This is a genomic window from Bartonella sp. MR100HLJHH, assembly GCF_042194215.1.
GTDB lineage: Bacteria > Pseudomonadota > Alphaproteobacteria > Rhizobiales > Rhizobiaceae > Bartonella > Bartonella grahamii.
In genome coordinates this window covers 1-737 of sequence record NZ_JBHIMR010000096.1, presented here as the reverse complement: position 1 = coordinate 737, position 737 = coordinate 1, and the positions used below count along the sequence as shown (strand labels likewise).

1 pseudogene is annotated in these 737 nt (G+C 41.2%); it reads left to right on the top strand.

Going from position 1 to position 737, the window contains the following annotated elements:
- Positions 1-737: pseudogene (locus ACFIJ7_RS09725) on the top strand (hypothetical protein); the annotation flags it as partial.

Genomic DNA, 737 nt, shown 5'->3' with positions numbered 1-737 from the left:
GATTCCTTGTTATGGAGTGATAAAGCCCATGCCTTTGTCGCGCAGCATGAAAAGAGGGAAGAAAAAGACGACGGCAAAGTTGTAGTGACGCAAGAAAACAGCAAGATCACATCGCTTGCGGCTGGCAAGATTGCAGCAGATTCAACGGACGCCATTAATGGCTCTCAGATTTATTCTATGAGTGAAATGGTTGGTAGTTATTTTGGCGGTGGTGCTGGATATGATAAAGAAGGCAAATGGATTGCTCCTACTTTCACGATTAAGACTGTTAAGGATGATGGTACTGAAGAAGAGAAGAAGTATAATACTGTTGCAGAAGCTTTGGCTGATGTTGGTACATCTTTCACGAATGTTAAAAACGATATTACTAATGTGGTAAGTAATAGTCTTGTTAAGTGGAATGAAGAGCAGAAAATAATCAAGATTGGTGGCGAAAAAGAGGGTGGTGTGATTACTCTTGCCGATAATAAAAATACGGCGCGGACACTTTCTGGTGTGAAGGATGCAGAAAAGAACGACGAAGCAGTTAACAAGGGACAGCTTGATGAGAATGTGACAAAACTTTCTGATGACATTGAAGAAGTGCGTTCTGTGGCAGTTCTTTATGATGAGGAAGAAGCTTCAGAAGAGGTCAGTACACTTACCAGAACAGCACCTAAAATTAATAAGAATAGTGTGACTTTTGGAGATCCCAAAACAGGCACTGTTGCATTGCATAATGTTGCCGCTGGTAAGAT